Origin of the sequence: Microcystis sp. M53598_WE2 (genome assembly GCF_030067735.1) — a bacterium.
Classification (GTDB): domain Bacteria; phylum Cyanobacteriota; class Cyanobacteriia; order Cyanobacteriales; family Microcystaceae; genus Microcystis; species Microcystis aeruginosa.
On the sequence record NZ_JASJFE010000349.1, the window covers coordinates 1 to 4,605 of the forward strand.

The 4,605-nt window shown below is 40.5% G+C and carries 4 protein-coding genes; all 4 read left to right on the top strand.

What is annotated here, in order from left to right:
* On the top strand, positions 1 to 197 hold a 197-nt coding region (locus PX636_RS07525), incomplete at its 5' end, for a hypothetical protein (RefSeq protein WP_502882854.1).
* Positions 198 to 258: 61 nt separating this feature from the next.
* Positions 259 to 1,428, top strand: a complete 1,170-nt coding sequence (locus tag PX636_RS07530; protein ID WP_288116634.1) for a DUF6014 family protein — start codon at positions 259 to 261, stop codon at positions 1,426 to 1,428.
* A gap of 426 nt (positions 1,429 to 1,854) precedes the next feature.
* Positions 1,855 to 3,867, top strand: a complete 2,013-nt coding sequence (locus PX636_RS07535; RefSeq protein ID WP_288116635.1) for a phospholipase effector Tle1 domain-containing protein — start codon at positions 1,855 to 1,857, stop codon at positions 3,865 to 3,867.
* 51 nt (positions 3,868 to 3,918) lie between these two features.
* The gene (locus PX636_RS07540; protein ID WP_041804435.1) at positions 3,919 to 4,404 is read left to right on the top strand and encodes a hypothetical protein; all 486 of its coding nucleotides are present in this window, start codon (positions 3,919 to 3,921) and stop codon (positions 4,402 to 4,404) included.
* The last annotated feature ends 201 nt before the right edge of the window (positions 4,405 to 4,605 follow it).

The window sequence follows — 4,605 nt, forward strand, 5'->3', positions numbered from 1 at the left end:
CCCCCGAATCGCCAACGACAACAATCTTAACAGAAGTCGAAGAGGGACTTTCCCATGCACAAATGAAGGAATTAAGCGACTATTCCCTTAGTAGCATCAGAAGCAAAGCCAGTCAGGGAAAATCAATTACGGGGAAAGATGGACTGACCTATCGCTATGACAAAGACCCTAAAATCTTAAAATGGCTAAGAGTTTAGCCGATGAGAGACGGGTCAAAAAACAACGTTAAACTATTACACCAACTTAGCTACCCAAAAAATGAATCAAACCCTGGTTAATCAACAACAGTTGTTCCAAGAAATCGTCCAAGATATCGAGCAAAATAAAATTGCAATCGCGGCGAAAAAACTCCGTCAACAGGAAGCAGATAGCTGTGAAGTTCCGGCTCAGTGGCTCTGGAAAACAGCAGCGGCTTTAGAAACCAACGACTGGAGCATTTTATCAGAAGATTTCATTAATCTGAATTTTATCGGCAAAAATGGTTATTTTCTGATGATTGCTCCCTATCGCATCAATCGTCAGGGAGAACGACAACTCACGTTGAGTGCAATTTACGGAAAAATTCACCAAAATAGTCAACCTTCTATCGAACAACTAGAAAGCTTGACTCGTGAAAAATTTGGCAGTCTAAGACAACCGATTCCCAGAAATTTGTCCTTTACTGAAATTGCTAGTTGTGGCACGGTTAAAGGTGAAAAGGGGGAGGCTTTTATCGTTCCCCATAGGTGGACTTTTCCCAATAGTGTTCAGGGACCAGCTTTAAATAATGCCAGTGAGCAAAAAAGACGCTTTTCCGGTTCTAGCTATGAATGTATCCGAAAAATTTTTGAGCCAGAAACGGCCGATTTGCTATTAGGACCCCTGGAGGATCAAATTAATGGTGAACGCTATCGTCATCTCGATACCCAATTCCATGAAGCGGGTCATGCTAGTGGGTTGGGATTTGACTTAAAACTCAAAAATAAACTGTTTCAAAACTATACCTATGCCGGAGTCGAGGAGTGGCGCTCAGATAGTTTAGGGTTTGAATTTGCCGATTGTGCTTTACCTGCCGAAGAAGCGGGAAAATTAGTCGCTGTTAATTTCTGCATTCGCTTTGGTTTAGATGCTCACCGTTTAGGGGGTTTAGAAAAAGATGTGGATGTCCACGCTAGTTTGATCAGTTTGGAATATCTCTTGCAAAATGATGCTATTTATCTCACAAAAAATGGTCAATTGGCCCTGCGGAATATCAGTTATCCAGGCTTACTAAAAGCGGTGGAAATGCACCGAACAAAAGCCTTATCTCTAACGCGAAGGGAGTTAAATCTAAATAGTCCAACAGGTCTTTTTGCTCTGTATAAAGTAGAGATTCATCCCGCAACCCAATTAATTTTTCAGGGACTAATTGTAGAGCGCTGCCGAGGAATTTGGTTAGAGTTACAATAAGTACCTAGGGTTTGCTGTTAACCGGCCCGGGGAGGGATGTCCATCAGCCATGAGCATCCCTCCAAAGCCTATTGATGGCGATAGGGATTGGGGTCAACTCCTCTGAGTTTATCGCCACAGCAAGTGCCGGCTCTGGAATATTAGTCGTTGACTCCTAAGTAGCTGTTTGCAATTAAATAGAAGATAGGTTTTGCACTCGATCCCCCCTGCCCCCCTTAATAAGGGGGGTGCCGACAGGCGGGGGGATCTTAGAGTTTTTTACGCCCATCTACTTACACATTTATTTATATATATCGCTAGATAACTAAAATGTGTTAAGCTAGGCGGTAGCATTCTGGGAAATCACGACAGATAGATCAGTCTCTTATTCGTCAGAATCCCTGAACCCCTGATTACCTCTTTCTCCCCCGGTCGATGACAAAACCAATGGCTGAACAACGCTCTGTACTAAAATTTAATGGCATCGATGATCACATGGATCTATCCCACGGATTTCTTGACATCGATCAGAGTATTACCATTACATTTTGGGCAAAAGGGGAAAATAATTTAGCTACAGAAACGACTCTTTTAGAAGCTGTTAATCGGGAAAATAACCGCGTTCTACATATTACCTTGCCTTGGGGCGATCCCGTGAAACCTGCGATTTTTTGGGATGCGGGTAATGAAGAAGGTTTCGATCGAATTGAAAAAAAAGTCAAGCTTAAGGATTATAGCGATTGGACTCATTGGGCCTTTGTCAAAAATGCGACCACAGGCCGAATGTTGATCTATCGTAATGGGATCATTTGGCATCGTGGCAACGGTCATAACCGTGCCTTAACGGGGATTGAAAAAATCATCTTGGGAGCCTCTGTTAATCTCTCTCATTATTGGCAAGGTTGTCTTGCAGAACTTTCTGTTTGGAATCAAGCGCGTAGCCAAGAAGAAATCCAAAAAGCGATGTATCAATCTCCCTTAGTTGATGACCTTGGCTTAGTTACTTATTTATCACTCAATGGCAGTGCCGAGGATCAAACAAGTTATAGCAATCATGGTATTCTTTATGGGACAACCTGGCAACTAGATAGTCTTCCCTCCAAACCGACCTCGATCCCTAAATCAAAAACTCAGACTAGCAGTAAAGCTAGAAGGAGTGCGAAAAGGATAACAATGGTCAACGAAATTTTTAACTCCCTTGAAGAAGAAGAAGTGATTGAACAGGATGCTCCATCCGAAAATCAAGAACCTTCCCGGGAAGAGAATCCAGAATCAATTATAATTGCTGCAGAAGCTGCTCTTGCCAGCAATGAAATTGAGGAGATTAGTGAAACAGCAATTTCTCAACCAGATATCCTCACTTATTCAAACCAGAAAAAACGGTTAATTATTTGTTGTGATGGTTCTTGGGAAGACTCTGCCAGTGCTTACCCCACCAATGTGGTTAAATTCGCCGAATCTATTAAGTATATTGCCGAGGATCAAACCCCCCAAATCGTCTTTTTGTCAGGTTCTGGCACACCCGAAGATAACGAATTTATTAAAAGTTTAGGGAATGAAACTTTTGGCTGGGGCCTTGATCGAATGATTCAAGATGCCTATCGTTTTCTTGTCCTTAACTACAATCCCACAACCGAGGATGAAATTTATTTGTTAGGTTTTAGTCGAGGCGCATATATCGTTCGTTGTTTGGCTAGTTTTATCGATAAATGTGGAATCCTAAAACGCTCTAAGATTAAAGAAATTCCCCTAGCTTATCAACTCTATCGAGACCACACCGTTAGTTCTGATAGTGCCAAAGCTCAACAATTCCGTGCCGCTAATGCTAAAAAAATTGAGACAGAAAAGGAAGATTTTCAAGATCGTATTCCAGTCAAGATGTTAGGTTGTTGGGATACAGTTGGCAATTTTGGTATTCCTGATTTAACTCCTTGGTTTCCCTTGGCTAAGTTTTATCATAAAAAATATGAATTTAGTAACACAAAATTAAGTCCGATTATCCAGAATGCTTTTCATGCTGTGGCCATTGATGAAAAACGTAAAAACTTCCCTTCCACTCCGATCAAAGCCAATCCAGAAAATCCCGAACAAGTTGTTAAAGAAGTTTTATTTGTGGGTGAACATACCTGTCTAGGTGGTGGCAAAAAAGAATATCAAGGACTTTCCGATTACCCGTTACAATGGATGATTAATCAAGCCAAAAAATTGGGATTAGAGTTTGACTCAACCACCTCTGAATCTGAGGAATTCCAAATTAAACTAGACCCGACCATCAAGTTCGATAATACTGTTAAAGGATTGTCGGCCTTGGGAGGTGAGCAATGGCGATATTTCAATACAAAAGTTGTCACTGTTCATCACAGTGTGGTAAAACGATTAAAGGCTTTTTCCGATTATCGTCCCAAAAGTCTTGAACCTTTTCTTCAAGCTTTACTTGACGACGATCAACAGACAGATTAACCTTGCTTTAGAATTAAACTAATCCTTCGCTAGAAATTTGAGGTGATTTTTATGGAACTCGATAACATTATCAAAAAAGTGGCAGGTACTTATTTAGCTTCGGCTATTATTGCTGTCATCGTGCTAATTCTGACCCTCGGACAACCCTTTGTAGTTTTTCTGGGTATTGGAGCGATGGGGTTGGTTACTGTGCTAGGAGATGCGATTGCTCAGTACGGAATTGAAGCGGTTCTAAATGCTTTTTACACTGAGCGAAGTAAAAAAGAATCCCTGGAAACACTTTTGGCTGAAATTGATGCTTTACCTCTGACTGATGACCTGAAATTAAAAACCAAAAAACACTTGACTGACCATCAAGAACAGACAGTAAAGCAGCAAGAAACGGTAACTGAGCCAACTCCTGAAAGTCCTCAAACAGTTGTTATTGAAAATGAACCAGTTATTGAAAATGAACCAGTTATTGAAAATGAACCAGTTATTGAAAATGAACCAGTTATTGAAAATGAACCGGTTGTTGTTGAAGTTGAAAATGTTTAATTAGGTATTGCTCCCTCTTGCAATAGCTGGGGGCAGCGGATGATTATTGCTAAGTATTGAGGAATTTTTTGGTCTAAGATAGCTATGCTAAATAGGAACTCTCAACATCTGATGACCTATAAAAAAATTGCCATTTATGAGCAAAGCTATCAACTTCCTGTTTTTAAAAATAGATACTTAAAAAATTTTCAGAAAATCATC

Coding starts and splice junctions, on each gene's coding strand:
- PX636_RS07540 (WP_041804435.1), top strand. CDS start 3,919: ATGGAACTCGATAACATTATCAAAAAAGTGGCAGGTACTTATTTAGCT.
- PX636_RS07530 (WP_288116634.1), top strand. CDS start 259: ATGAATCAAACCCTGGTTAATCAACAACAGTTGTTCCAAGAAATCGTC.
- PX636_RS07535 (WP_288116635.1), top strand. CDS start 1,855: ATGGCTGAACAACGCTCTGTACTAAAATTTAATGGCATCGATGATCAC.